Source organism: Paenibacillus lautus NBRC 15380 (genome assembly GCF_004000945.1).
GTDB classification, from domain to species: Bacteria; Bacillota; Bacilli; order Paenibacillales; family Paenibacillaceae; genus Paenibacillus_AQ; species Paenibacillus_AQ lautus.
In genome coordinates this window covers 57,943-82,629 of sequence record NZ_BIMF01000005.1, presented here as the reverse complement: position 1 = coordinate 82,629, position 24,687 = coordinate 57,943, and the positions used below count along the sequence as shown (strand labels likewise).

General features: G+C 50.7%; 23 protein-coding genes. 15 read left to right on the top strand and 8 right to left on the bottom strand.

The features are described from left to right. Positions 1–172: 172 nt before the first annotated feature. The 3 genes from PLA01S_RS11535 (at position 173) to PLA01S_RS11525 (ending at position 3,336) form a co-directional block, all read left to right on the top strand. Entirely contained in the window at positions 173–1,666 is a 1,494-nt protein-coding gene (locus PLA01S_RS11535) for an alpha-N-arabinofuranosidase (protein ID WP_127592356.1), read from the top strand. Between the two features lie 8 nt (positions 1,667–1,674). Next, on the top strand, positions 1,675–1,950 hold the full coding sequence (locus PLA01S_RS11530) for a DUF6171 family protein (protein WP_127592355.1): 276 nt from the start codon (positions 1,675–1,677) through the stop codon (positions 1,948–1,950). A gap of 144 nt (positions 1,951–2,094) precedes the next feature. Next, on the top strand, positions 2,095–3,336 hold the full coding sequence (locus PLA01S_RS11525) for an MFS transporter (protein ID WP_127592353.1): 1,242 nt from the start codon (positions 2,095–2,097) through the stop codon (positions 3,334–3,336). A 164-nt stretch (positions 3,337–3,500) separates the two neighbouring features. Here PLA01S_RS11525 and PLA01S_RS11520 read toward each other — a convergent pair whose 3' ends face one another. Both PLA01S_RS11520 and PLA01S_RS11515 read right to left on the bottom strand, forming a co-directional pair. Then, a complete protein-coding gene (locus PLA01S_RS11520; protein WP_127592351.1) occupies positions 3,501–3,893 on the bottom strand; it encodes a DoxX family protein in 393 nt (130 codons plus the stop codon). A 131-nt stretch (positions 3,894–4,024) separates the two neighbouring features. Continuing rightward, positions 4,025–4,939: an AraC family transcriptional regulator gene (locus PLA01S_RS11515; RefSeq protein ID WP_127592349.1), complete on the bottom strand. Its 915-nt coding sequence runs from the start codon at positions 4,937–4,939 to the stop codon at positions 4,025–4,027. 192 nt (positions 4,940–5,131) lie between these two features. Between PLA01S_RS11515 and PLA01S_RS11510 the strand changes: the two genes are divergently transcribed. Then, positions 5,132–6,895: a glycoside hydrolase family 35 protein gene (locus PLA01S_RS11510; RefSeq protein ID WP_127592347.1), complete on the top strand. Its 1,764-nt coding sequence runs from the start codon at positions 5,132–5,134 to the stop codon at positions 6,893–6,895. Positions 6,896–6,990: 95 nt separating this feature from the next. On the opposite strand, the gene PLA01S_RS11505 is transcribed toward PLA01S_RS11510, so the two are convergent. The 3 genes from PLA01S_RS11505 to PLA01S_RS11495 all read right to left on the bottom strand — a co-directional run bounded on the left by PLA01S_RS11505 (position 6,991) and on the right by PLA01S_RS11495 (position 10,248). After that, entirely contained in the window at positions 6,991–8,244 is a 1,254-nt protein-coding gene (locus tag PLA01S_RS11505) for an MFS transporter (RefSeq protein ID WP_127592345.1), read from the bottom strand. A 29-nt stretch (positions 8,245–8,273) separates the two neighbouring features. Continuing rightward, the gene (locus PLA01S_RS11500) at positions 8,274–9,317 is read right to left on the bottom strand and encodes an ROK family transcriptional regulator (protein WP_246059448.1); all 1,044 of its coding nucleotides are present in this window, start codon (positions 9,315–9,317) and stop codon (positions 8,274–8,276) included. A 184-nt stretch (positions 9,318–9,501) separates the two neighbouring features. Continuing rightward, positions 9,502–10,248, bottom strand: a complete 747-nt coding sequence (locus tag PLA01S_RS11495) for a sulfite exporter TauE/SafE family protein (protein ID WP_127592341.1) — start codon at positions 10,246–10,248, stop codon at positions 9,502–9,504. Positions 10,249–10,376: 128 nt separating this feature from the next. On the opposite strand from PLA01S_RS11495, the gene PLA01S_RS11490 reads away from it, so the two are divergent. From PLA01S_RS11490 to PLA01S_RS11475, 4 genes are read left to right on the top strand one after another with little or no spacing between them, the layout of a single operon-like run. After that, positions 10,377–11,429, top strand: coding sequence for a LacI family DNA-binding transcriptional regulator (locus PLA01S_RS11490; RefSeq protein ID WP_127592339.1), 1,053 nt, complete (start codon positions 10,377–10,379; stop codon positions 11,427–11,429). Positions 11,430–11,454: 25 nt separating this feature from the next. Continuing rightward, a complete protein-coding gene (locus PLA01S_RS11485) occupies positions 11,455–12,615 on the top strand; it encodes a Gfo/Idh/MocA family protein (RefSeq protein ID WP_127592337.1) in 1,161 nt (386 codons plus the stop codon). Between the two features lie 50 nt (positions 12,616–12,665). After that, entirely contained in the window at positions 12,666–13,397 is a 732-nt protein-coding gene (locus PLA01S_RS11480; protein WP_127592335.1) for a ThuA domain-containing protein, read from the top strand. A gap of 20 nt (positions 13,398–13,417) precedes the next feature. Then, positions 13,418–14,524 carry a Gfo/Idh/MocA family protein gene (locus PLA01S_RS11475; protein WP_127592333.1) on the top strand — a complete coding sequence of 369 codons (1,107 nt, stop codon included), beginning with the start codon at positions 13,418–13,420 and terminating at the stop codon, positions 14,522–14,524. 132 nt (positions 14,525–14,656) lie between these two features. Here the strand turns inward: PLA01S_RS11475 and PLA01S_RS11470 are convergent, their stop codons facing one another. Then, positions 14,657–15,349, bottom strand: coding sequence for a pentapeptide repeat-containing protein (locus PLA01S_RS11470; RefSeq protein WP_127592330.1), 693 nt, complete (start codon positions 15,347–15,349; stop codon positions 14,657–14,659). An 81-nt stretch (positions 15,350–15,430) separates the two neighbouring features. Continuing rightward, a complete protein-coding gene (locus PLA01S_RS11465) occupies positions 15,431–17,260 on the bottom strand; it encodes a DUF2334 domain-containing protein (protein WP_127592328.1) in 1,830 nt (609 codons plus the stop codon). Between the two features lie 172 nt (positions 17,261–17,432). Here PLA01S_RS11465 and PLA01S_RS11460 point away from each other — a divergent pair, with 172 nt between their 5' ends. The 3 genes from PLA01S_RS11460 (at position 17,433) to PLA01S_RS11450 (ending at position 19,573) form a co-directional block, all read left to right on the top strand. After that, entirely contained in the window at positions 17,433–17,960 is a 528-nt protein-coding gene (locus PLA01S_RS11460; protein WP_127592326.1) for a GNAT family N-acetyltransferase, read from the top strand. Between the two features lie 94 nt (positions 17,961–18,054). After that, positions 18,055–19,140, top strand: coding sequence for a redoxin domain-containing protein (locus PLA01S_RS11455; RefSeq protein ID WP_127592324.1), 1,086 nt, complete (start codon positions 18,055–18,057; stop codon positions 19,138–19,140). Between the two features lie 100 nt (positions 19,141–19,240). Beyond that, positions 19,241–19,573, top strand: coding sequence for a hypothetical protein (locus tag PLA01S_RS11450; RefSeq protein ID WP_127592322.1), 333 nt, complete (start codon positions 19,241–19,243; stop codon positions 19,571–19,573). A 203-nt stretch (positions 19,574–19,776) separates the two neighbouring features. On the opposite strand, the gene PLA01S_RS11445 is transcribed toward PLA01S_RS11450, so the two are convergent. Then, the gene (locus PLA01S_RS11445; protein WP_127592320.1) at positions 19,777–20,670 is read right to left on the bottom strand and encodes a hypothetical protein; all 894 of its coding nucleotides are present in this window, start codon (positions 20,668–20,670) and stop codon (positions 19,777–19,779) included. Between the two features lie 361 nt (positions 20,671–21,031). On the opposite strand from PLA01S_RS11445, the gene PLA01S_RS11440 reads away from it, so the two are divergent. The 4 genes from PLA01S_RS11440 to PLA01S_RS11425 all read left to right on the top strand — a co-directional run bounded on the left by PLA01S_RS11440 (position 21,032) and on the right by PLA01S_RS11425 (position 24,687). Then, the gene (locus PLA01S_RS11440; RefSeq protein ID WP_127592318.1) at positions 21,032–21,871 is read left to right on the top strand and encodes a WXG100 family type VII secretion target; all 840 of its coding nucleotides are present in this window, start codon (positions 21,032–21,034) and stop codon (positions 21,869–21,871) included. 17 nt (positions 21,872–21,888) lie between these two features. Then, a complete protein-coding gene (locus PLA01S_RS11435; protein WP_071220301.1) occupies positions 21,889–22,089 on the top strand; it encodes a hypothetical protein in 201 nt (66 codons plus the stop codon). A gap of 5 nt (positions 22,090–22,094) precedes the next feature. Further along, complete coding sequence (locus PLA01S_RS11430; RefSeq protein WP_127592317.1) at positions 22,095–22,415, top strand: DUF4176 domain-containing protein; 321 nt, start codon at positions 22,095–22,097, stop codon at positions 22,413–22,415. Between the two features lie 202 nt (positions 22,416–22,617). Further along, positions 22,618–24,687: a bifunctional aldolase/short-chain dehydrogenase gene (locus PLA01S_RS11425; RefSeq protein ID WP_127592315.1), complete on the top strand. Its 2,070-nt coding sequence runs from the start codon at positions 22,618–22,620 to the stop codon at positions 24,685–24,687.

Genomic DNA, 24,687 nt, shown 5'->3' with positions numbered 1-24,687 from the left:
GATCGGAAGATCGGCTTGGGCCGGTTTTTTTTGGTGAAAAATAAGGCTATTTCGTGAAAGCGTTTAAATTACGGGTTGACGGAATACGGTTTGGTCGATATCATTGTTTTAAAGATTATTAAACTGTTTCATATAAATATCTATAAAACCACAGCGAGGAGCGGAATAAGTTATGAGTCATGTTATTACCATTCATTCGGATTTATCCAAAGGCAAGATCAACCGCAATATTTATGGTCATTTCTCCGAGCATCTGGGTCGCTGCATTTATGAGGGCATATGGGTGGGAGAGGATTCACCGATTCCGAATACGGAGGGGATCCGCAATGATGTCCTGGAGGCGCTGAAACAGCTTAACATACCGGTGCTGCGCTGGCCTGGCGGTTGTTTTGCAGATGAGTACCACTGGAAGGACGGCGTCGGTCCGCGAGAGAATCGGAAGCAAATGGTCAATACGCACTGGGGCGGCGTTGTGGAGAACAACCATTTTGGCACCCACGAATTCCTGCGTCTTTGCGAGCTTCTGGGTTGTGAACCATACATATCGGGCAATGTCGGCAGCGGCACCGTGCAGGAAATGTCGGAATGGGTTGAATATATGACCTTTGATGGCGTGTCGCCGATGGCCGCATGGCGCCAGGAGAATGGCCGCGAGAAGCCATGGAATGTAAAATATTTTGGCGTCGGGAACGAGAACTGGGGTTGCGGCGGCAATATGCGGCCGGAGTATTATGCGGATCTGTACAGACGCTATCAGACTTATGTTCGCAACTATGGCGACAACAAGATCTACAAGATTGCCTGCGGCCCGAACGTGGATGATTACCGCTGGATGGAAATCGTGATGCGAGAAGCACATCCGTTCATGGATGCCATCAGTCTTCACTATTACACCATTCCGGGCGAATTCTGGACAGGCAAAGGCGCTGCTACCGGATTCAGCGAACAGGAATGGTTCACCACGATGAAGAAGGCGCTTCATATGGATGAATTGATTACAAGACATTCGGCGATCATGGACCAGTATGATCCTAACAAGCGGATCGGCCTCATTGTAGATGAGTGGGGGACCTGGTTTGACGTTGAGCCTGGCACCAATCCGGGCTTCCTGTACCAGCAGAATACGATCCGTGATGCTCTGGTGGCGGGTTTAACGCTGAATATCTTCCATGAGCATAATGATCGGGTTGTGATGGCGAACATTGCGCAGATTGTCAATGTACTGCAGTCCGTCATTTTAACCGAAGGCGATAAGATGATTCTTACTCCAACCTATCATGTGTTTGATATGTATAAAGTGCATCAGGATGCAGAACGTTTGGCTACCAACTACAGCGGCGCTGATTATGAGATGGACGGCGAGAAGATTCCGCAAGTATCCGTAACGGCCTCGAAGGATCAAGCCGGCAAAATCCATGTGAGTTTGTGTAATGTGAGTCATGTGGAGCAAAGTGACGTGACGATTCAGCTTCGGGGATTAAGCGGAGCGGTGTCTAAGATCGTAGGCCGGCAGCTTGCCTCCGATTCGCTGGACGCTCATAACACCTTTGAATCGCCGGAGACCCTGAAGCCGGCTGCATTCCATGCTTTTGAACAGGAAGGCGACGTTCTGCGTGCCAAGCTCGCACCGATGTCCGTTACCGTTCTCGAGATTACGGCAGGATAAACGAAGGGATGGCGGATAATCGGTGTAAAGGTTGTCATGACGATTACCTGGTTAACGAGGAACAAATTACGCGCGTCCTATCTTCTCCTATGTTTACGTCTGACCGCTGCGTGCCGGATGGTGAGTATGATGCCCGTCTTCGTGCGTGCTTCTCTTGTCCAAAGCTGCAAGGGGACACGACATGCACGCTGTGCGGCTGCATCGTACAGATCACTGCAAAGCTGAAAGACAAGCGATGTCCTTATCCGGGACAGGACCGTTGGGCGGTTGCTGTTAGTGTTTGAAATACAGTTTCACAGGCCTGCCTCTCATGGATGGATCATGGGAGCAGGCCTTTTTTCGTATGGGAGAACTTCCATTATCTTTACAGCAACTTTCAACCTATGTTATGACTAATAGATAAAAGATCAACAGGATAGGGTGTGAACATGAAAAGAGGAGGGTTTCTATACTACTGGACCTCGCATTCGAGTTTGTCGCTGGCAGGCGTTGTCTACGTCATGGTACTGACTACCTTTATGTATCAAGAATCCGGATCGGCCTTTATTGCCGCGTTGTTCCCGCTGTTTAACGCAGTCGCACGGTTTGTCGCCGGCCTTACAGCTCCGCTTGTCATGGAGAAATTTGGCTTCTCCAAGCTTCTGGTGAGGCTTCAAGTCATGAAAGCCCTATTGCTAACCGCATTGGTCATTTCATTCCCATACATATCATCTCAGGTTGCTATACTGTGTGTGTTTATCTTGTTCATTGCTTTTACCGAAGGATGGGGAAACCCGCTTATCCAGTCCATGGTTCCGAGAATGGTTGCACCTGAGCGGCTGGTTAAGGCCAACAGCTCACTATCCGTGACCAGCCAATCCTTGCAGATTGCAGGATATACCTTTACGGGCTTTCTCGTTGTACGGTTTGGACATATGCCGACTTTAATCATGAGCTGCGTACTCATCTGGATATCTGTTTTGTGCCTTTGGATCGCAGCGGGCTCCATGAAGGAGAAGGAACCGGCTGCAGCTGGACGAGCGAAACCAAGCTGGGAAGTGATTCGTGAAGGCTGGTTGCATCTGTGGAGAAATCCTACATTAAGAATCGTCACGATTATGGATATGATTGAAGGGATTGCCGGAACCATCTGGGTGGGCGCGATCACGCTGGTGTATGTCAAGGAAGTGCTGCATCAAGGCGAAGCTTGGTGGGGTTTTATTAACGCCAGTTATTATGTAGGCGCCATTGCTGGTGGGTTACTGATGCTGCTGCTGTCTTCCTTTATCCAGAAAAATCTGATTCTATGCATGGCTGTTGGTTCAGCGGTGTTCAGTTTGCTTACCCTGTGGTATGGCCTGAACAGTATTCCGATTGTGGCTTTGATCCTGTGCATCGCGATGGGACCCGCCTACCAGCTGCGGGATGTGGCGCAGCAAACCGCGCTCCAATCCAGCGTAGATCAAGAGATGCTGCCGAAAATTTACGCTTCGCGTGATATCTTGCTGTCCATGGTAACGAGTTTATCAATTGCCGTCATTGGTCTAATTGCGGATACACTCGGCATTCGCATGGTGTACATTGCAGGTTCAATCTGTATTGCGATATCCGCAGGGTTGTCGTTCACACTCCTGAGACTGCAAAGGAATTCGCCTTTAGCGGCAGAAACGGGCGGCAGCAACTTTTCATAACATGTTATAAAAAGAGCCGGACCTGGATCAGTCTCAATGGAAACTGATCGTCAGGTACGGCTCTTTTTAAGATATCAGAAAGTATAAACTTCGGAGGATCTGCTGCCTGATATCGCAAGAAAAACTACCGCTAAACGTGGTACCGGCGAACCTTAACGATTACTTTAGGCTTTGTTCTTCTTGCTGAACAATGAATCAACCGAGAGCAGGCTGCTGCCGCTAAGGGCAAGGTGAACAGCCATTGCCAGCAGGGCGATATCCAATTCATAGCCACCCAGGAAGCCCATGCCCAGCTTTGCCTGAAAAATAGCAACGACAAGCACAACGCCAAGAACAAGGGAGGCAATTCTCGTTCCCAAACCGATAATCAATGCAATACCACCCACAATTTCGATAATGGCCACAACGGTTGCCATGAATGCGGGGATTCCCAAACTGGCGAAAAAGCCCTCGATGTTTCCAATGCCGCTCTGGAATTTATCCAAACCGTGAGCCAAAAAGATGACGCCCAGAATAACACGAATAATGAAAGTACCCGTAGAAGAATAACTACGCATGAATGGTAACAGCTCCTTATTTTTAAATGGTTATCAACTAACTTTTGTATAGCTGAAACTATAGATTGTATCATACTTAATAATGCTGTTAATTGTCAAGTAACTTACTAAAAATAATCAAATTCCACTATTTAGTGTCTGGGACGGTATTCCGTCGGCGACTGCCCGGTCCAGCGGCGGAATTGCCTTGAAAAGTGGCTGGCTGAGCGAAATCCGAGTTTGTCGGCGATCGCCGTCATTGGCAGATGGGTCGTGACCAGCAGCTCCTTGGCTAGGGTGAGCTTTTGACGGCTGATATATTGTCTTGGTGATATTCCGTAAACCTGGCGAAACAACTTGCTGCATTGGCTGCGGCTTAAATTAAGCTCTTTGGATACCGCTGCGACAGAGATCTCCTCTGTGAGCCCCGATGATAGTTTCTCTTCAATGGCATGCGCCGCATCGGCAGTAAGCAAGGAAGACGGTTTGTGGGAGCCTGATACAGCCTGTGTCGACGAAGGCAGCTTTACTTCGTCCTGCACCTTCAGGAGAGAGAGCACATCGTGGATGATGAGCAATGTATAGGATTGGAGCAGCAGCCTGTCTTCAAAGGTGAGATTGTATTCGGCTCTCGGGTTCTCCGAGTGAAGCGAATGGGCTGCCGGCTGACTGCGCCGAACGATTCCCTCCAGCTCTTCTACGTATGTATTCAGATTGCTGTGCTCGCTTTCCTGCTGGCGAATGTGGCGGTAAGGGGCAGCGGACAAAGAGCTCCGAATTTCCTGATCATCGAGATCAAAATGAACATTGAAGTATCCATACGGCCTGTTGGCTAGATTAGAGGTTTGATGGGGCACCCCGGATTTGATCAAAAGCCATTCCCCTTGCCGCAGCGTAAAGGACTCCCGATGAATTTCCTGCAGGACCTCGCCTTCCAGACAGTACAGCAGCTCGAACAGGTGATGATGATGCCTCGGATAACTCCAGCCGGGCGGCTGGGAATCAAAATGGCATCCCGTTACCTGAAGCGTGTGAATCATATTGGGAAAGCGAAAAGCGATATCCATAATGGGCAGGCTCCTTTGGCATCGAAAATTCCAGTGATTATGCCATCTATTTTATCATAATAGGATCTTGCGAATTGGAATATTCGGCACAAAAGGTATAAAGAATGATCCATTTGGAGATTGAGCAGCACGAGCTTTTGATAGATGATGACAATAGCAAGCGAAATGATACGCGCAGGGAGGAAACAGGATATGAAAGCTCAATTGAAAGCGGTTAATCAACAGTTCGTGCTCGGGGATGAGCCAATACAGATTCTGTCGGGTGCCGTACATTATTTTCGGATCGTACCGGAATATTGGGAAGACAGACTGATGAAGCTGAAAAGTTGTGGATTGAACACCGTGGAAAGCTATATTCCGTGGAATTTGCATGAACCCAAGGAAGGACAATTTACGTTTGATGGCATCGCCGACTTGGAGAAATTCGTTCAAATCGCCGGTGATCTCGGGCTGCATGTGATCCTTCGGCCGAGCCCTTACATATGCGCCGAATGGGAATTTGGCGGGCTTCCGTCCTGGCTGCTGCAGTATCCGGATATCCATCTGCGATGCATGGATCCGGTGTTTCTGGAGAAAGTTGACCATTATTATGATGAGCTGATTCCGCGCCTGGTTCCGTTATTAACCTCCAATGGAGGTCCGGTGATTGCAATGCAGATCGAGAACGAGTACGGGAGCTACGGAAATGATACGGCATATCTGGAGTATTTGAAGGATGGCTTGATCAATCGAGGCGTAGATGTACTGCTGTTCACTTCGGATGGTCCCACAGACGGCATGCTGCAAGGCGGAACCGTTCCGGGTGTGCTCGCTACCGTCAACTTCGGTTCAAGAACGAAGGAGGCTTTTGATAAACTGCGGGAATATCGCGCAGAAGACCCTCTGATGTGCATGGAATACTGGAATGGATGGTTTGATCATTGGCTGAAACCGCATCATACCCGGGACGCGGAAGATGCCGCCGCTGTGTTCAAGGAGATGCTGGACTTGAATGCATCCGTGAACTTCTACATGTTTCATGGCGGAACGAATTTCGGATTCTATAACGGGGCGAATTTTCATGAGAAGTATGAACCGACGATAACCAGCTACGATTATGATGCGCCTCTTTCGGAGTCTGGGGATGTAACAGCTAAATTCGAGGCCATTCGCAGCACGATTGCGAAGCATCAGGGGAAAGAGCCCTCCGATTTCCCAAGTCTGCCTCAGCCCGTTAAGAAAAAAAGCTATGGTTCGGTTCGCATGACCCATTATGCCGACTTGCTGGAACATCTGCCGGTGCTATCCGAGCCGGTGAAACGTACGACACCTGTACCGATGGAACTGCTGGGTCAAAGCTATGGCTTCATCGTTTATGCAACGGATATCTCCGGACCTCGTCAAGGAGAATCGCTGTATCTGCAAGAGGTGCATGACCGGGCACAGGTATTCCTGGACGGTAAGTATCAGGGGACGGTTGAACGCTGGAATCCCCAAGCCCTGCAGATCGATGTTCCGGCAGCCGGCGCGAAGCTGGAGATCGTTGTCGAGAATATGGGGCGTATTAATTACGGCCCGAAGCTGAAGGACTATAAAGGGATCACTGAGGGAGTCCGGATGAACAACCAGTTCCTGTATGACTGGAGCATTTATCCTTTGCCGCTTGAACATCCGAATGCGGCACCGTTTCAACCGTTGGAGGGTCCGCTTGAACAGCGGGATCGCCCAACCTTCTATCGGGGTGAATTCACGGTGGATGACATTGGAGATACGTTTATCCGTTTGGACGGATGGGGAAAAGGGGTGGTCTGGGTCAATGGCTTTAACCTGGGGCGTTACTGGGAACAGGGACCGCAGGCAGCGCTTTATCTGCCTGGACCACTGCTGAAGCAGGGCCGCAATGAAATCTTGGTGTTTGAGCTGCATCATGCCGAAACAGCAAGCATCGAACTTGTCGATCAACCCGACTTGGGCTAATTAGGGTGTAAGTAGACAAACGATAATAATGAATAAAAGGGAGCCCTTTCGTACTCATGAGAGGGCTCCCTTTTGTGTTTCAAGGAATCATAGGATTAGACCAACTGCTTACGGACTTTTAAATAACGGTACAGAATGATGCCAAAGAGTGAGCATAGGATGGCACACAATCCGATGAAGCCATAGCCGGCCTGCAGCCCACGCAGCAAACCAAGCTCTGTTCCGCTGCCGTACATTTGCTTGAATCCGTTCGTGATCGCTCCGATTGCGTAATTGCCGATAACGCTGCCGATTCCCATCATGGTAACGATGAACGTAATCGCGGTGTCGCTCTCTCTCGGATATCTTTTGGCAATTAGAGCCATGACCGTTGGATAAATCGGAGCAATTCCAATGCCTGCAGCCGCGAACAGGAAGGCATAGGATTCCCCGCCAAAGATCGCGACAAAAGTACATACTCCGGTCAACGCGGACAGGATGATAATGGACAGCGTGAAACCGATCCGGTCCGTTATCGGGCCAAGCAGCAGGCGTGCTGCCGAGAAGCAAAGGAAGAAGGCGGACAGCATCCCGGCTGCAGCCGTAGGTTCCCATTTGTACGATTTTTCAAGAAAGTTTACGAGCCAACCGCCAACGGCCATCTCCGATACGACACCGAAGGATAGAATCATGACAACAAGCCACAGCGCGGGATCTTTAACTAATAGCTTGAGCGGAGTACGTTCCGTTTCGGATAGATCGTCCCCGGGAAACTTACTCATGAGTGCCGGTATCATCGGCAGTATGGATAACATCAGCATGGCCAGATACATGCCCCGCCAGTCCAGCGTGTGATTAAACACGGTTACCGTCATGAGGCCGGATGCAATCATTGGTGCCACGGTTGAGCTGATTCCGTAGAAGAAATGGGACAGGTTCATCATCGTGCCTGTGTTTCGCACAAAGATCCGGGCCGCCAAAATGGCGAGGCCGATCTCCAGCATACCGTTTCCAATGTACATGAAGAAGTAGGATGCGGTAAACATCGGGTAGCTGTGCGACAGGAAGATAAACACACCCGAGATGGCCATCGAACCGAAGGCAGCCATACTGACCCACTTGATCCCGATCTTCCGGGTTAACAGCGCGGTGAAAGAGCAAGCAATCAAGTACCCGAGCGCGTTCAGCGATAGCAAGGTGCCGATCTGCATTTCATCCAGATGGAAATCGAATTGAATCCTTGGAATGGCGGGCCCCTTAATATTTTCCGAAATTCCGAAAATGATAAAGCCGAGAAAAATGGTTGCCAAATGAAGGGTGTAGTCTTTGCTGAATTTAGGTTTTGCTTTCGTTTGAAGGTCTGTATTCACGGTTATTCCCCAATCGTCATCGTTGAATTTTACATTGCACTTGTATCGGATATCATCATGTCCAGCGCAAGCCGCTGCAGGCCGGCTATGTAGTCATGTTCCCACTCGCGAAGCAGCATGTCGGGCAGATGCCGTTCCGGTACGTAGGCGGAAGCCCGGTCTTTGATGGAGAGCAGGGTAGAGGGCAGGAGGTTATGCTCACACCACAGAATGGCGTCCGGATTGAGAATCGCGGTGAAGGCGGCGCTTAATCGGCTTAACGCATCGATTTGCTCCTCATCCGGCTCGATGAGACGGCTCATGACAGAACTCTTGCGATCCAATACATCGTGAAAATTGTTGTCTTTGCTCATCGGTACATAACCGATCTCCCCCGTAAAGAACGACTTGCCCCGAACGACGTTTCCGTTGATCAGCAGTCCCGCCCCCGGCCCATTGTGTCCGAGATACACGTATACAAGGGAGGCCTCCTCCGAGCGGCTCAGATTCTGATAGCCAAGCACGGCCGCATTCATGTCATTCTCCACGATGACAGGAATGGAGAACAGGTTCTCCAGGTAAGATTTGAGGTCGTAATCCTGGAATGTCCCATACAACGGAACGTGAAAAATAACGCCATCACGCACCGCAGCCGGCATGCCGACGGCGATCGAGCGGATCTTCGGATAACGGCGGATCCAGCTTCTTTGCTGGGAAGCCAGCGCTTCCGGTCCAAGCTGGAGTATGCCTTCTTCTACTTTTTGTTCGACCAGATCGCCGTTCCAATTAAAAATGGTGTATACGCTCCGCTCCTTCTCATAATAAACGGCGAGACCCAGCATATAGTCCGGGTTAAAAGCGTAGCGGTTTGCACGCCTGCCGCCGCTGGACTCATCCAATCCGAGCAGGGTAACTTCGCCTTCCTGCGCCATCTGTTCCAGAACTTTGCTTACCGTAGGAAAGCTGATGCCGAGCCTATCACTCAGCTCCGCTTTCGTTCCGCTGCCGAGCTCCAGCAGGGAAGCGCGGAGCGCGCGCCGCACGGCATATTTCATGGATTGCGGTGTCGGTAAAGCTTCTTTGCGCGTTGTCATCACCACTTCCCTTTCTTTTTAAACGTGTTTAATAAGTGTCTGGAGATGATTATGGCACATCTGAAAACATGGTGCAAGAACAATTTTGCTGCATGATATCGGAGGGTATCCGGAGGACGAAAAAAGAACGTTCGCAACAAAGGATAAGGGATGCGGACGCTCTAATTCCAGAAGCGGTATAAGATTATCGCAGAAGCATGATGGTACCGCCGAGGATCGGCATAAGGATCATGGAGAACCGCAGCAGCGTTCTTGGCGCTTTGCTTGTAAACTTCGCGCCGATGTACGAACCGATCATCGTACCGGCAACGACCTGCAGCAGCAGCTGCCAGTCGATATACCCTGCTTGGAAGTAACCGATGCCGCCAAAGAGGGCAATCGGCATAATAACCATCATGGTTGTGCCTACGGCCAGCGCAATCGGCAAGTTAAACAGAATCATCAGGGCAAGCTGAATGAATGGGGTCGACCCGATGCCGAACACCCCGGACATGCCGCCGGTGATCAAGCCGGAGATCAGAGCCATCACCCAGAATCGTGAGGAACGGATAGAGGTCAACATGGGCTTCGGCGAAAACTGCATGCGAGTCCGGAGCATAATGAGCAGGCCGGACAAAAATAGCATGATCGCCGTACACCATACCAGCCGATCCTCCGGAATGATCCGGGCGGCAAGGCTGCCTGCATATGCGCCGATGGCTCCGAACAGTCCGACGGCAAGCCCGGTGGATAGAATCGCATTCTTTTCCCTTAGATGGCTGATGGAACCGGAGATCATGGTGAATACCATGGCGGCGATGGAAGTGCCCAGCGCCGTATGTACGGGAATGTGAAATACGGTAACCAGAAGCGCAATAATGAAGCCTGATCCGCCGGCACCGACAAACCCGAGAAGACCGCCCAGAAATAACATCGTGATGAAAATGCTCATATGTGTCTCTTCTTTCGTCGTGGTTTAATCTCAATCTCCCCATTATACATGAAATTAGGTTAAGACAGTTGACAACAGCGAGGCTCCATGAGAAAATGTACGCGCGTACATAAATTGCAGGAGGCTTGATGAATATCGCTAGTCGTAAAGAGGTAGCACAGCTTGCCGGCGTTTCGGAAGCAACGGTATCCCGTGTACTGAACGGGGTCGGACCCATCAAGGAGGAGACCAAGCAGCGGGTGCTGGAAGCGGCGGATCGGCTTGGGTATACCCCGAGTGCGCTTGCCCGAAGTTTTGCCCGCCGAAGAAGCGGTAACCTGGGTGTCGTCATGCCCTACCTGCCGAAAGCCCGCATATTCTCCGCGTACTATTTTTCCGAAATATTAAGCGGTATTGGCAGTAAGGCGCTGGAAAGCCAATATGACCTATTGATGCTGTTCCGTGAGCCCGGCGGTTCGATGGACTACTTGAACCTGTTCCGGACCCAGAAGGTCGATGCCTGCATTATTCTTGGCGCCCGGGATGATGAAGGCGAACATGCGGCCATCAAACAGCTGAGTGAAGCGGATCACCCTTATTGCCTGATTAATCAATACTTTGACGGTGAGGCGTTTCACGTTATGGATGCCGATCATGTGGATGGCAGCTATCAAGCCGTTCATCACTTGACACAGCAGGGATTTCGGAAAATTGCTTTTCTTAATGGGCCGCCTCAGTATTCCAACAGTCGCGACCGGTTAAAGGGGTACAGCCAGGCACTGAATGAAGCGGGAATCGTGCTGGATGAATCTTTGCTGTTCGAAGGTAACTTCAGCCGCAAAAGCGGTTATGCCGCAGCCGAGTTAATCGCCGGGAAGTTAGACCGGATAGAAGCCGTATTTGCCGCCAATGACCGCATGGCGATTGGACTTCAGCAGGGCCTGCGTGCGTTAGGCATTTCGGAAGAGCGGATGCCTGCCTTTGTCGGGTATGACGATTCGGAAGCCGCCGAGCTGTGCACCCCGCCGCTTACCAGCGTGAGAGTTCCGTTCTATGAGCTGGGATGCCTTGCAGCAGAGCATGTGCTTCGCATGCTGGAAGCCTCCGATCTGCCAGAAGGCAACGAAACGAACGCAGTGCTTCATCGCCAGCTGCCAACTCGCCTGGTAATCCGTGCATCTTCGCTTCATCGAAATGAATGAACTCTTATTCAAGGAGGAATGAAGGATGAAACAATTACGTGTCGGCATGATCGGTTATAAATTTATGGGTAAAGCTCACAGCAATGCATACCGGAGCCTACCGATGTTTTTTCCGGAGGCGCTGAAGCCTGAAATGGTGGCGATCTGCGGCCGCAATGTGTCGGCCGTGCAAGCAGCAGCCGATCAATTAGGCTGGAATGAAAGCGTTACCGATTGGAAGGAGCTTGTCAATCGGGAAGATATCGATCTGATCGATATCAATGCCCCAAGCGATGCCCATAAGGAGATTGCCATTGCCGCGGCCAAGGCGGGCAAGCATATATTTTGCGAGAAGCCGCTTGCTTTGACCTTAGCGGACGCCAGAGAGATGCTGCAGGCTGCGGAAGAAGCGGGAGTCACCCATATGGTCGGGTTTAACTATAGATTTTCGCCAGCCGTAAGACTGGCCAAGAAGCTGGTTGAAAGTGGAAGATTGGGTCAGATCTATCATTTTCGTGCCTGGTTCTTGCAGGATTGGATCATGGATCCGCAGTTCCCGTTGGTATGGAGGCTGCAGAAGGAAGTGGCCGGGTCCGGATCGCACGGGGATCTTGGCGCTCACCTGATCGATCTTGCGCATTATCTGGTCGGCGATATGCAGGAAGTGATCGGAACGAGCGAGACCTTTATTAAGGAGCGCCCCATTGCCAGCGAAATGACCGGGTTAAGCGCAAAAGGAAGCACAGGCGGTCCCATGGGGAAAGTGACGGTAGATGACGCTACATTATTCATGACCCGCTTTGAGAACGGGGCGCTTGGCAGCTTTGAGGCGACGCGCTTTGCCGCGGGTCACCGCAGCACCAATTCCTTCGAGATCAACGGCAGCTTGGGCAGCGTCAAATTCGATTTTGAACGGATGAATGAGCTGGAGGTTTACTTTACGTCGGACGATGAGGACGTTCAGGGTTTCCGCCGCGTATTGGCAACCGATCCCGTTCACGATTATATGGAAGCATGGTGGCCTCCGGGACATACGATCGGTTTCGAGCACACCTTTACGCATGAAATCCTGGAGCTTTCGACCGCTATATCGGAGGGAAGGCAGCCTGTGCCCAATTTTGAGGATGGCGTGAAATGTCAGGCTGTGCTGGAAGCCGTGGATAAATCCATTGAAGAACGCCGCTGGGTGCAGCTGTCGGAAATGTAATCAAGTCATTCGGCCTAACTAGGCCGGACACATAAAAAGGAGTGCTATGCATGAAAAAGGCATTAATCGTATGGGGCGGCTGGGACGGACATGAACCTGAGCAGGTTGCCGGCATTTTCGCGGAATTGCTTCGGGCTGAGCAATATGAGGTTGAGGTATCCGACACGCTGGATGCTTTGAATGATGCAGAGAAGCTTCAGGCTTTGGATCTGATCGTGCCGGTATGGACGATGGGAGAAATATCGAAGGAGCAGGTGAGCAACGTATCGCTTGCCGTGCAGAAGGGAACCGGTTTGGCGGGGTGTCATGGCGGTATGTGCGATTCGTTCCGCAACAATGTGGATTGGCAGTTCATGACCGGCGGTCAATGGGTTGCGCATCCGGGTAATGATGGCGTGAAGTACCAGGTTGAGATTAAATCGAGCACCAGCCCGCTTGTGGAAGGGATGCAGGATTTCACGGTGGTCTCCGAGCAGTATTATCTGCATGTGGATCCGGCCGTTGAAGTGCTGGCAACCACCCGTTTTCCGGTTGTGGCCGGACCGCATCTGCTGAACAAAGCTGTGGATATGCCGGTGGTATGGACGAAGCGCTGGGGATATGGACGGGTCTATTACAATTCCCTCGGCCATCATGCCGATATCGTCGATATGCCGCAGGTGAAGGAAATGATGCGCAGGGGATTGCTCTGGGCTGCTGAAGGCAAAGCGTTGTATTCGGGTTCGGACATGAGTTTGTTTACGGAAGGTCAAGGCTACACAGGCATGGGAGACAGCCAATAAGGCAGAAGGAGACTTGGATCATGAAGAAAGTAAAGGTTGGCATCATCGGCTGCGGAAAAATCAGCGGCATATATATGGAAAACTGCCATAAATTCGATATTTTGGAGCTGACGGCTTGTGCGGATATCGATCGTGCCCGTGCCGAGGAACAGGCTGCCAAGTATAATATCCCGAATGTATACACTACCGAGGAGCTGCTTGCAGATCCGGAGATTGAGCTGGTCATTAATCTGACGATACCTGCACTTCACGCGCAAATTATGCTGGATGCACTGCAAGCCGGCAAGCATGTGTACGTGGAAAAGCCGCTTGGCGTAACCCGAGAAGAGGGAAAGGCGGTGCTGGATATGGCCGCGTCCAAAGGGCTGCTTGTCGGATGCGCTCCCGAGACATTCCTTGGAGCCGGTATCCAAACGGCACTGAAGCTGATTGAAGACGGACGCATCGGCAAGCCGATCGCAGCGACTGCATTTATGATGAGCCGCGGACATGAGCATTGGCATCCTGATCCTGAATTTTATTATGCCGCCGGCGGTGGTCCGATGTTTGACATGGGGCCTTACTATCTGACAGCGCTGGTTCAGCTGCTGGGACCGATTCGTCGTATTAGCGGTATGACCGGAACGGCCCTTACGGAGCGGATCATCACCAGTGAGAAGAAACATGGTCAGAAGATTCAGGTGGACATTCCTACTCACGTGGCTGGACTTATGGAGTTTCATAACGGTGCGATTGGCACGCTGATTACGAGTTTTGATGTATTTGGAGGCAGCACGCTTCCTAATATTGAAATTTACGGCACCAAGGGTTCGATGCTCGTCCCGGATCCCAACGGCTTTGGCGGCTCAGTTAATTATCGATTGACCGGAGAAACCGAGTGGACGGAAGAACCATTGCTTCCGGGGTATAACGAAAATACGAGAGGGATCGGCCCCGCGGATATGGCCTACGCCATCCGCAGCGGAAGAGCTCATCGTGCGAGCGGCGAGCTTGCCTATCATGTGCTTGAAGCCATGTGGGGGTTCCATGATGCTTCCGATGAAGGCAAGCGCTATGAGATGGTCAGCACCTGTGACATCCCGGCACCACTGCCGCTGGATTTGCAGAAGTATACTCTTGATCAATAATAGAATGGCGTAAAAAAGCGGCTTATCCCGAAGGGTCCAACGGACCACGGTGTAAGCCGCTTTATGCTATGCACGGATACGTTCTCCATATAAACGAACGAACTCGATGATTTAGGCACATATAACTCACGGTCATTCTTTTACGACTAGACCGAATATTTTGGTTAACGGGATGGCTTGATGCGGTGAAATGATGCATCCTTGAAGATCCTCCAGGGTCACGCCAATATTATGGAAATCCGTTCGGCTTAAGTCGATCCCCGCAAGCTTCGTGCCGGAGAACTGCGATTGATCGATCTGGCAATCTGCAAATTCCACCTTACTTAATTCGGAATGATAAAAGTCCGACTTTACGAGGGAGGTGGATTGGAAGGACACCTGCTTCATGTTAGCAAAACGAAACGTAGCGTAGTCGCCCGTACAATGATCGAATACGACGTTACGGATGGTAGCTGCCGTCAAGTCGAGCCCCAGAATTTTGCAATGATTGAATTGTACGCGGTACATAATGGCCTCACTGAGATCTACGTTGGACAAGTCGCAATGGTTAAACACAAGGTCTGTTAGCTCGGCATGGTGGAGCGTGACGTGCTGGAACGTAACGTTATGGAATATCATTTGATCGAATTGAACCTTGTCGGCTGAAATATAAGACAGGGTCTCGTCCTGACAAGTGGATTGAATGAACGAGGATTCATCGTCAACGCCGAAATCGGATAGAATCATAGGCTCAAGCTGCTTGGGGAGCTTGGGTTTCACGATTTTGACTGGGGGTGATGGACTGGCTGTATTGCTGTTAGTATTGCTTTTGCCATTGGATGACATGATTTCTCCTCCAAACATAGAAATAAGTATAGAGATGATCAGAATAAACCCGGTTTTGTTGTATAGAAGTATATCATGTCCTTATTCGATTGTCCGGTCCCTGGAATTGATGGCGGCGTCCAAGGTTCCGCCGAGCCGATTCGGAGACCATGCCAGCAGACTGACACGGCCATTGCCCGTCAGATCACCAACGAAAGGCATCATCCGTTCTCCGGCAACCCAGGGCCCAAACCGTTCTTCCTGCCGCCCGAAGGCGGTCCCCGAACTATATAGAACGAACCAGTTCCCTGCGGTATGTTCAACGAGGACCAAATCTTCCAACCCATCGCCATCCACGTCACCTAGCATCATGGATATGGACGAGCCCATGGGACTCTTGGCGGAATACCAATCTCCGGCGTCCACGAGCTGTTTCCCGCTGCTTAACCAGACCTGGCATGTGCCCGAGTCGGAGTTCCACACAACCAGGTCATCCAGCCCATCGCCGTTCACATCTCCGATGGAGGGAATCATGCCTTTACCCTGTACGGAAACCTCATGCTGAATGAGGGGAGAATAAAAATCACGCCCGGAGCTATAAGCAATGGCGGCTTTCCCTGTGACAGGGTCCCATAGAAATAAATCATGTCTGCCGTCCCCGTCAAAATCCCCCGTAAGAGCTTTCCAGTCCATAGCTCCAGATTCACAGAGCCAATGACCCGAAGGTACTAAACGGCTGCCTGAGCCCAAGGCAATCTCGCATATCCCCAGCTTGGCATTCCATACAGCCGTATCGATGCTGCCATTTCCATCATAATCGCCTGCCATCGCAGTCCCACCCGGGTAAAGCGGCCAGTCTGCCAACATTGGGCGTATATATTGTATGCCATTATGGATTTTAATGGGGGACAGAACCATAAGAGCAGCGTCGTACCATAGGTTGTTGGCCTCGTCGTGGACGATCCATCGATCTGGCTGCCCTTTTCTCGGGGCGTGCAGAAGCTTAGGGAGTTTCATGGTCATCCTGTCCTGCAATCGGGTTTCCCTGAAATCCGGAATGAAGGGTAAGATTGAGGATATGGACACAAACGATTTACGCTCCCTTTTGAAGGATTGAATGATTCTTCTAAGCGGCGAATGCTCGTCATAATGCACAGTGCCGTCAGCAAGGAAGCGGATATAGGGAAATTCGAGATAGGGGTGGTAGAAGAACGAAGCCAGTTCGTGATCGCCTGTGAAATCCGGTAATGACCGTTCCATACGAGTGACTTCTTCCTCGATCTTGTCACCTGCAACATAATAAAGCGGTGTGGGAACGTAGATCGTTCCGTTCGTCAGCGGATCGTCCGGGGTGTGCTGGAGTCCGGCTGTCCTTGCATCCGGGCTGGAAGGCGGAGATTCATAGAGGATGCCGTTACAGATCTCAATAATGTGCCGCTGGACAGATGAAGCGGTATAGTGGGGAGTTTCATACCAGACCGCTGCAAGACCAGCCGATTGAAACATCTTATGTGCCCGTTGCACCCGCTGATAAGCATAGGAACGCTGCAGCTGCGGGAGCGAATGGACTGCTTCGGGCGAATCATCCGGAGGACAATCGGCACAACATTCGGGATAGGCAAATTCGAATCCGTCACCGCTTACCGATCCACTGTACTGATGCGTATATCCATGAATACCAAGCGAGGCGCCAAGGGCTTCCATCGTTCGTAGCAGCCGGACAAATCGAAGGGAAACTTCATCATGCAGATCATCTAGCGACCGGTTCGTATGGTGAGCCGGATCGACATATCGCGGTATGACGGCCAGGTGAAAGGGTATCCGTTGGTGGTGCAGGAACTGTGCGATGACCAGCAGCTTCGCCTGTTGTTCCTCCGTCTCATACCAGCCGCCCGGGCCGATATCTTCAAGCCGTATCAATGCCTTATTCATCAAGATGCGCTCCTTCCATGGGTAGCTGATGGAGATAACGATCCCGATATATTTATGCCCGGAATAGGCATTGCGTCATCGGGGATGAAGCGTTCACGAAAAAAGAGGATCGCAGATCGTGTTCCGCGAATTACATAAGGATTAAGATATGAGCAGGAGGAAGTGGAAGTACATGCATATTAGACACGCAAATGAACAGGATGCAGCAGGCATCGCTAACGTCCATGTGAATAGCTGGAAAACGACGTATAAAGGGATCGTGGATGATAGCTTCTTAGAAAATTTGTCTGCTGCGGATCGGATCGAAGGCTGGCGCTGGAAACTTGCCAATATGCCGGAGGACGAACAACTTCTGGTCATTGCAGATGAAAATGGCAAGGTTTACGGGTTCATGTCTTACGGCACGGAGCGAGAGCAGAAGATTTCTCACGAAGGAGAACTTTACGCGATCTATCTCTTGGAAGAGATCCAGGGGAAGGGCTGGGGGAATCAGCTATTTGCGAGGCTGAAGGAATTTCTGCAAGTGAGAGGATATCGTTCTTTATTGGTCTGGGTGCTGGAAGGCAATAAGGCTGAACATTTTTATAAACATATGGGCGGCCAGGAACTGAAACGAAAAGAGATTGTAATCGGCGGAAAAACACATACAGAAACGGCGCTGCTGTGGAGTTCCATTGACCGGATTCGGTCCTTCTCCTAGTTTCGTGAGTTTACATTAGAGGGGGAATCTACTATGATGAGGATATACCCCGGTGGGTAATTGCAAAACTTTGCCGACCTGAGGAGGTTCGCATTTGAGTATAATTCCGATAGGTCCTTTTATGATGAGGGCCGACATTGTGATTTTTCTGATCTGCGCGGCGGCCGGTTTCGCTGCGCTTCGAATTCGTTTGCGTCAGATGCCGCAGCGGGAATGGATCCTGGACACCTATTTATCTGTACTTATCATCGGTTTTATTTCATGGAAATTCGGGATGCTGGTGTTCGATCCGATCCGCACCTTTCAGCATCCGGCCTCGCTTATTTACATGACGGGCGGAACCAGGGGGATATGGCTTGGGACTGTTCTAGCCCTGATCTACGCAGCTCTGCGCTGGAACAAAAAAAGGGAAGATTCAGGTCTGCTGCTGAAGTCCGCTCTGTTATCGGCATTCGCGAGCGGATGGGCCGGGTATGTATTTCAGTGGTTGTGGGCGGACGGGGTTGGACTAAACTCTTCATTATTCTATATGCTATTATACGGTACATTGCTGACGATGAGCTGGCTTCAATTCCATTCTCCTCTCACCCGTTTTCTTACCCTGGGATTAGGGAGAAATGGAGCGGTGCTGCTCATTATAGGCGCTCTCTTCGTCTGGGTAATCTATGACTTCGCTTCTACCTCGGCCAGCCAGAAAGAAGCGATCGTATCTCCGAATGTAGAAGGCAAACCGGAAGCCGTTGCTGAAGGGTTGAAGCCCGGGCTTCGCGCACCGGATTTTACGCTGATGAATCGGGAAGGGCAGGAGATCAAACTGTCCGATTATCGAGGGCAAACCGTTCTTCTGAACTTCTGGGCATCCTGGTGCCCGCCCTGCAAGGTTGAAATGCCTTATATGCAGGATTTTTACGATAAATATCAGGATGAGAATGTGATCATTTTAGCTGTTAATATGACGCACCTGGAAAATAGCATGAGTGAGGTACAGTCTTTCGTCGAGAAGAATGGCTTAACATTCCCTGTCCTATACGACCAGAATGGAACAAGCACCAGACAATACGAGGTGGTGGCCTATCCGACTACCTATGTAATTTCTCCAGACGGCATCATCTCCGAGCGGTTTCAAGGCGCGATAGACGAAGATTTAATGGTCAGAGCCTACCGTAAGGCTAGTAATTAAGTAAGGTTAATTGCGGATTTTTGGTGACGCGGACATCTATCTCTGCCGCCTTCTCCCCAGTAGGAATATAATACACAAACGCTGGGGAGGGGGAAATAGAGTGCAGCCAATACCAATTTCGGCAGACGGATGCAGGGGTTACATCGGTAAAACCGTTTGCGCTGTCATGCGTGATGGAACGGAAGTTGTGGGGACTATTCGAGGTGTACATGATCGAGGACTTGAACTCGAATTTGCGAACCCATCCGCATATATATTGTCCACAAAGGGTAAAAAGGGCAAAAAATCTTCGAAGTCAGCTAAAGGCGGTGCGCAAACGTCCGCATTTGGACCTTACGGCTACGGTGCATACGGCGGATATGGCTGGGGAGCCAATGTGTTTGCTTGGGAAGCCATAGCGCTGTTGTTCCTCATTCCGTTTTTGTTTATTTAAACGGTCATAGATTATAGATCACGGGCGCAGTGTTTTTATAGAAGAGACAGGCGGGGGATATCCCAGCACTGTCTCTTTTTTTTAGATATCAGAAAGTATAAACTTCGAAGCATGGGCCTTTCTGATATCGCAAGAAAAACATCCTATAAACGCGGTCTGTCTTCTGAGGATGTACGTCGATAGACGTTTTTCTTATGCAAGTCTTATACACTACGTGTGGATTGGGCTTTGTGGACTGGTTCAGCGGATGTGTTCGATTGACTTAGCAGCCATATAACCGGGGTGAATGCGACGAGAAAACAGCTGCCAGCCAGAATCGGAAGCAAGGACCATTCGGCAATGGAGTATCCGAGAAGCGTCTGCCATCCGATGGCAATCAATCCGAGCAAATATGCCAGACCGCTAATGTGGATCAGAATCGGTTTAACTGCAGGATTGACGGATTTCCTCGTGGACAGCCACGCTACAAAAGGGATCGCTTGCAGTGCATGAAACCCTAGTCCGTGCAGCCAGATGATATTGCCGCCGATCCCGGTAAAGCGTCCCGCATTGATGGAGATCCATAGGCCGGCTGCAAAAGATACCAGCACCGCGATCATGGCATAACGAATGCCGAGTCCGAGTTCCGGATGGGCTTCAATTACACGCTTGCGGAAGTACTGGGCGCCAAGGATCAGGTAGAACACGATAAGCAGAAGCGCAACGGCAGGGAAAATAGTCGAGATGACATGATCAAAGGGCGAGCCATTCTGAACGAACCGCGGATCGACACCGCGGAAATTTTGAACGGTCTCGGCGAAATAGGAGAACAGAACGAGCGGTATATAGCAGCAGCGGTAGAACGATTTGCTTCGTGGCCTCATACCGGAAACCGGCAAAATGATTGCGGTTGATAGGATGAATATCCCCAGGGCCGCGTTGAAGGAAAACGCTTTGGAGATATCTCCATCAGGCGAGACAGGCCCACCATTCAGCAATACCCAGATCCCGCATATTCCGGCTAACAAAAACCCGAGCAGCCCCGTCAGTAAAAGCCAAGTCTCCTGCTTATACAGCTTGAACGCCCAGTTGGTCGCTTCACGTGCAAGTTGATTCATATGAATGACACCCTCTCCGTAATAATGAATTGTTTATAATTTACAGGAGAATGAGGGTGACGTTAACGGGCTGGGGATGTAACGGGACCCTGTACCCCGGAATGATTTCAGTGCTGGACTAAAGCCGGGGATGAAGCGAGAGTTATTCAGGACGGGAGAGAAAGGATGCCAGTTCTTTTTTACTAGATTAGCTACTAAGAAATGAACCTCTCGCTTGATTGCTCCTTTCCTGTATACCTACTAAAATTGTAAAATGTGGTTATTCACCCGGTAGATCGGTTTAAGTAGGTTATGGAATCGAAATTTGCATATAGACTGCCTGAAAAGCAGAGGCAGCAAGACAGAAGGGGCGTCCATATTCATGTCCAATCGAATTTTAGTTACACCCGAGCAATTGGAGCAGGTATCCACGCAATTTGCGCAGTCAGGGCAACTTAGCAGCGATATGGTGGAGCGGCTTCAACGAAGCATTCAAGAAATGGAAGGTCAATGGCAGGGAATGACCCGTGAGCGGTTTTACGGGGATTACCAGCAAGCCAGGGCGACCATGATCAAGTTCGTAGAGTGCTTACAATCGATATCCACCGAACTGAAGCAAATTTCCGTGAAATTCCGTTCCACGGATGAAATGGTGAACGGTGCTGCAGCTGGAGGAGCCGTAGCAGGCGCAGGCATTCTGGCCGGGGCGGCAACCGGAACGGGCATCGCTGCGGCAGCTGCAACCAAGACTTCCGGCGTGTCTGCCAAATCCTCAAGCAACCCGCTGGACGCAGCGCTTGAAGGTGTTGAAGTGGAAGGCAGCGTAATCAAGCACGAAGAGAATGGACTTTATGCCAAAGCAATAACAGGCAGTGCGGGAGCAAGCTTATCCGAAGGAGCGCATGCCAGCGGGGCTGTTGTAGAAGCGGGCTATGCTAATGATCATGTCGAAGGATCAGTTAGCCTCGTTAAGGCCGAGGTTGAGGCAGCTGTCAAGGATGGCACACTCAGTGTTGGGGCTGAAGCTACATTAAACAAATATGAAGGCGGCGTGAATATTCCGCTTCCATGGACGGATAAGGAGCTGCATATCGGAGGTTCCGCCTCACTCGGCGTACTCGGCGCATCCGCTGAGGTAGGGAAGAGTGGTTTAAAGTTCCACGTGCCGTTAGGACCAGGGGCAAGCCTTGTCGGGGTCGGAGGAGCGATTACGGTAAAATAGAAGGAGGAGCACCCCCGATGAGCGATAAACAAAAACGGTTCAAATACATAATGGTGATCATTGCTGTTGTCGGTGTACTGGGGACCGTGATTCCTAATCTGCTTGACACGAGTTACGCAGCTGCGGAAAAAGCAGTCATTTGCCTGTCCTTTCTGATTGGAGTACCGCTCGTAGTGTCGATTGTATATTGGATCGGTAAAAAAATACTGAAGGGTTGATGTATATGGAACAGCATGAGCAAACGGAACAGAAGCTGCTGCCAATCGGATCTGTAGTCAAGTTCAAGGAGTGGGACCAGACGCTGATGATCTATGGCCGAATGCAGAACGACTCCAAGACGTTGAAGCGTTGGGATTACGTGGCCTGCTTCTACCCTCACGGAAATCTTACCGCAGATTCCAATATCTTTTTCAACCATAAGGAGATTTCGGAAATTGTATTTATGGGTTATGTCAATGAAGATGAAATTGCCTTTCGTGACGCATTGATCGAGGGAATTGCAAAGGCGGATCAAATGGCAGCCGCAGGCTCAGACCCATCCTAGATTGTAATATAGCAGCTCTGTCCAGAGATAACTCGGGCAGGGCTGCTTTTTTGTTTGTAATAGATTTATAAGATGGAATTCTAAATAAACCGATATAAATCTGTGTTTATTTTTGAAAATTAACTATTCAAAAATAAACGGGCGTGATATTATGGAAAACAAACGAAAGCAAATTCATATGGTCAATCGGAGGGGAAACTTCATGGTTCAAAGCTTATGGGAACAGTCAAAGGCACAGCAGGCACAAAATACATTGGATGAGCTGGTCTACCGTTCGAACTTGATCGGTTCCGACCGGCGCGTCTGCAACTGGGGCGGCGGCAATACATCCAGCAAAACAACGATTCAGGATTTTCGCGGCAAAGACATCGAGGTTATGTACGTGAAAGGCAGCGGATCCGATCTGGCTACCATGAAATCGGGCAATTTCACAGGCTTGCGCATGGAGGATATCCGGCCGTTATTCGAAAGGGATTCGATGTCGGACGAGGAAATGGTGGCATACCTGGGTCATTGCATGGTCGATGCGAAGCATCCGCGAGCATCCATAGAAACACTGCTGCATGCGTTCTTGCCGTTTCGGCATGTGGACCATACCCACCCGGATGCCATTATCAGCTTATGCTGTGCCCATAACGGCAAAGAATTAGCCAGGGAGATCTTTGGCGACCGATTTGTGTGGGTTCCTTACGTTCGTCCCGGATTTACCTTGTCGAAGATGATTGCCGAAGGGGTGTTGGCTAATCCGAAGGCCGAGCTGGTTCTGATGGAGAAGCACGGGCTTGTCACTTGGGGCGATACTTCGGAAGCCTGTTACGCACAAACAATTCGTATCATTAGTGAAGCGGAAGCCTTCATTGAAGCACGAGTGAACAACGACAAGCTGTTCGGCGGCCGGAAGTTTACACCGCTGGCCTCGGAAGTACGCCGCAGCATCGCCGCCCAAGTGATGCCCGCTGTTCGTGGGGCCGTCAGCGACGCTAAGAAAATGATCCTGTCCTTTGATGATCAAGATGATGTGCTGGATTTTGTCGGCGGGGCCGATTCGCCGAAGCTGTCCCAGGTAGGCGCAGCTTGTCCCGATCATCTGGTTCATACCAAAGTAGTTCCTCTCTTCATCGACTGGATACCTGACGCTGAAGATGTGGAAGGCCTTAAGACCAAGCTTATCGATGGCATTGCTGCTTACAAAGAGCAGTATAAAGCTTATTTTGAACGTAACCATCACGAAGGCGACGTCATGTTTGAGGCAGCTCCGCGCGTCATTCTTATTCCGGGCATCGGAATGATCAACACGGGCAAGAGCTGGGCGATGTCGCAAGTCAGCGGCGCCCTGTATCATCGGGCAATTGCGGTCATGCGCGGTGCGACGGCCCTGGGCGATTTTGTATCCCTGAGTGAAAATGAATCCTATAACGTGGAATATTGGCCGCTTGAGCTGTATAAATTGAGCCTTGCACCGGCCGAGGCGGAGTTTTCCCGCCAGATCGCTTTTATCACCGGGGGAGCGGGCGGTATCGGAAGTGCCACAGCCCGCAGGCTGGTAGCTGAAGGCGCGCATGTCGTTTTGGCGGATTTGAACCTGGAAGGAGCACAGCAGGTTGCCGAGGAGATCAATGCCCAATACGGAGAGAATCGGGCATTTGCTGTTAAAATGGATGTAACCGACGAAGAGGCCGTTCAAAGCGCCTATCGAGAAACTTCCATCACTTATGGCGGTGTTGATATTATCGTCAACAATGCGGGCCTTGCAACATCCAGCCCGTTTGACGAGACATCCTTGAAGGAATGGAACCTGAACATGAACGTGCTGGGCACAGGTTATTTCCTGGTAGCGCGAGAAGCCTTCTCGTTAATGAAGACACAGGGCGTTGGCGGAAGCATGGTATTTGTCGGATCGAAGAATTCGGTCTATGCCGGCAAGAACGTGACCGCATACAGCTCCGCAAAAGCACTGGAGGCACATCTGGCGCGCTGCATCGCTGCTGAGGGCGGAGAATACGGCATCCGAGTCAACACCATTTTGCCGGACGCCATTCTGCAAGGTTCCGCCATCTGGAATTCGAACTGGAGAAACGAGCGTGCAGCAGCTTACGGGATTGAACCCGATCAGCTGGAAGAGCACTATCGCAAACGCACAACACTCCTTGTGAACATCTATCCGCAGGATATTGCCGAAGGCATCGCTTATTTTGCATCATCCAGATCTTCGAAGACGACCGGCTGCATGCTGACGATTGATGGCGGAGTGCCAGCAGCGTTTACTCGTTAA

Bases quoted from the DNA above. Each gene is read 5' to 3' on its own strand.
- PLA01S_RS11445 (WP_127592320.1), bottom strand. From the start codon at position 20,670: ATGAATCAACTTGCACGTGAAGCGACCAACTGGGCGTTCAAGCTGTAT.
- PLA01S_RS11490 (WP_127592339.1), top strand. From the start codon at position 10,377: ATGAATATCGCTAGTCGTAAAGAGGTAGCACAGCTTGCCGGCGTTTCG.
- PLA01S_RS11530 (WP_127592355.1), top strand. From the start codon at position 1,675: ATGGCGGATAATCGGTGTAAAGGTTGTCATGACGATTACCTGGTTAAC.
- PLA01S_RS11470 (WP_127592330.1), bottom strand. From the start codon at position 15,349: ATGTCATCCAATGGCAAAAGCAATACTAACAGCAATACAGCCAGTCCA.
- PLA01S_RS11500 (WP_246059448.1), bottom strand. From the start codon at position 9,317: ATGACAACGCGCAAAGAAGCTTTACCGACACCGCAATCCATGAAATAT.
- PLA01S_RS11460 (WP_127592326.1), top strand. From the start codon at position 17,433: ATGCATATTAGACACGCAAATGAACAGGATGCAGCAGGCATCGCTAAC.
- PLA01S_RS11430 (WP_127592317.1), top strand. From the start codon at position 22,095: ATGGAACAGCATGAGCAAACGGAACAGAAGCTGCTGCCAATCGGATCT.
- PLA01S_RS11425 (WP_127592315.1), top strand. From the start codon at position 22,618: ATGGTTCAAAGCTTATGGGAACAGTCAAAGGCACAGCAGGCACAAAAT.
- PLA01S_RS11525 (WP_127592353.1), top strand. From the start codon at position 2,095: ATGAAAAGAGGAGGGTTTCTATACTACTGGACCTCGCATTCGAGTTTG.
- PLA01S_RS11495 (WP_127592341.1), bottom strand. From the start codon at position 10,248: ATGAGCATTTTCATCACGATGTTATTTCTGGGCGGTCTTCTCGGGTTT.
- PLA01S_RS11510 (WP_127592347.1), top strand. From the start codon at position 5,132: ATGAAAGCTCAATTGAAAGCGGTTAATCAACAGTTCGTGCTCGGGGAT.
- PLA01S_RS11465 (WP_127592328.1), bottom strand. From the start codon at position 17,260: ATGAATAAGGCATTGATACGGCTTGAAGATATCGGCCCGGGCGGCTGG.
- PLA01S_RS11485 (WP_127592337.1), top strand. From the start codon at position 11,455: ATGAAACAATTACGTGTCGGCATGATCGGTTATAAATTTATGGGTAAA.
- PLA01S_RS11435 (WP_071220301.1), top strand. From the start codon at position 21,889: ATGAGCGATAAACAAAAACGGTTCAAATACATAATGGTGATCATTGCT.
- PLA01S_RS11515 (WP_127592349.1), bottom strand. From the start codon at position 4,939: ATGGATATCGCTTTTCGCTTTCCCAATATGATTCACACGCTTCAGGTA.
- PLA01S_RS11475 (WP_127592333.1), top strand. From the start codon at position 13,418: ATGAAGAAAGTAAAGGTTGGCATCATCGGCTGCGGAAAAATCAGCGGC.
- PLA01S_RS11535 (WP_127592356.1), top strand. From the start codon at position 173: ATGAGTCATGTTATTACCATTCATTCGGATTTATCCAAAGGCAAGATC.
- PLA01S_RS11520 (WP_127592351.1), bottom strand. From the start codon at position 3,893: ATGCGTAGTTATTCTTCTACGGGTACTTTCATTATTCGTGTTATTCTG.
- PLA01S_RS11480 (WP_127592335.1), top strand. From the start codon at position 12,666: ATGAAAAAGGCATTAATCGTATGGGGCGGCTGGGACGGACATGAACCT.
- PLA01S_RS11440 (WP_127592318.1), top strand. From the start codon at position 21,032: ATGTCCAATCGAATTTTAGTTACACCCGAGCAATTGGAGCAGGTATCC.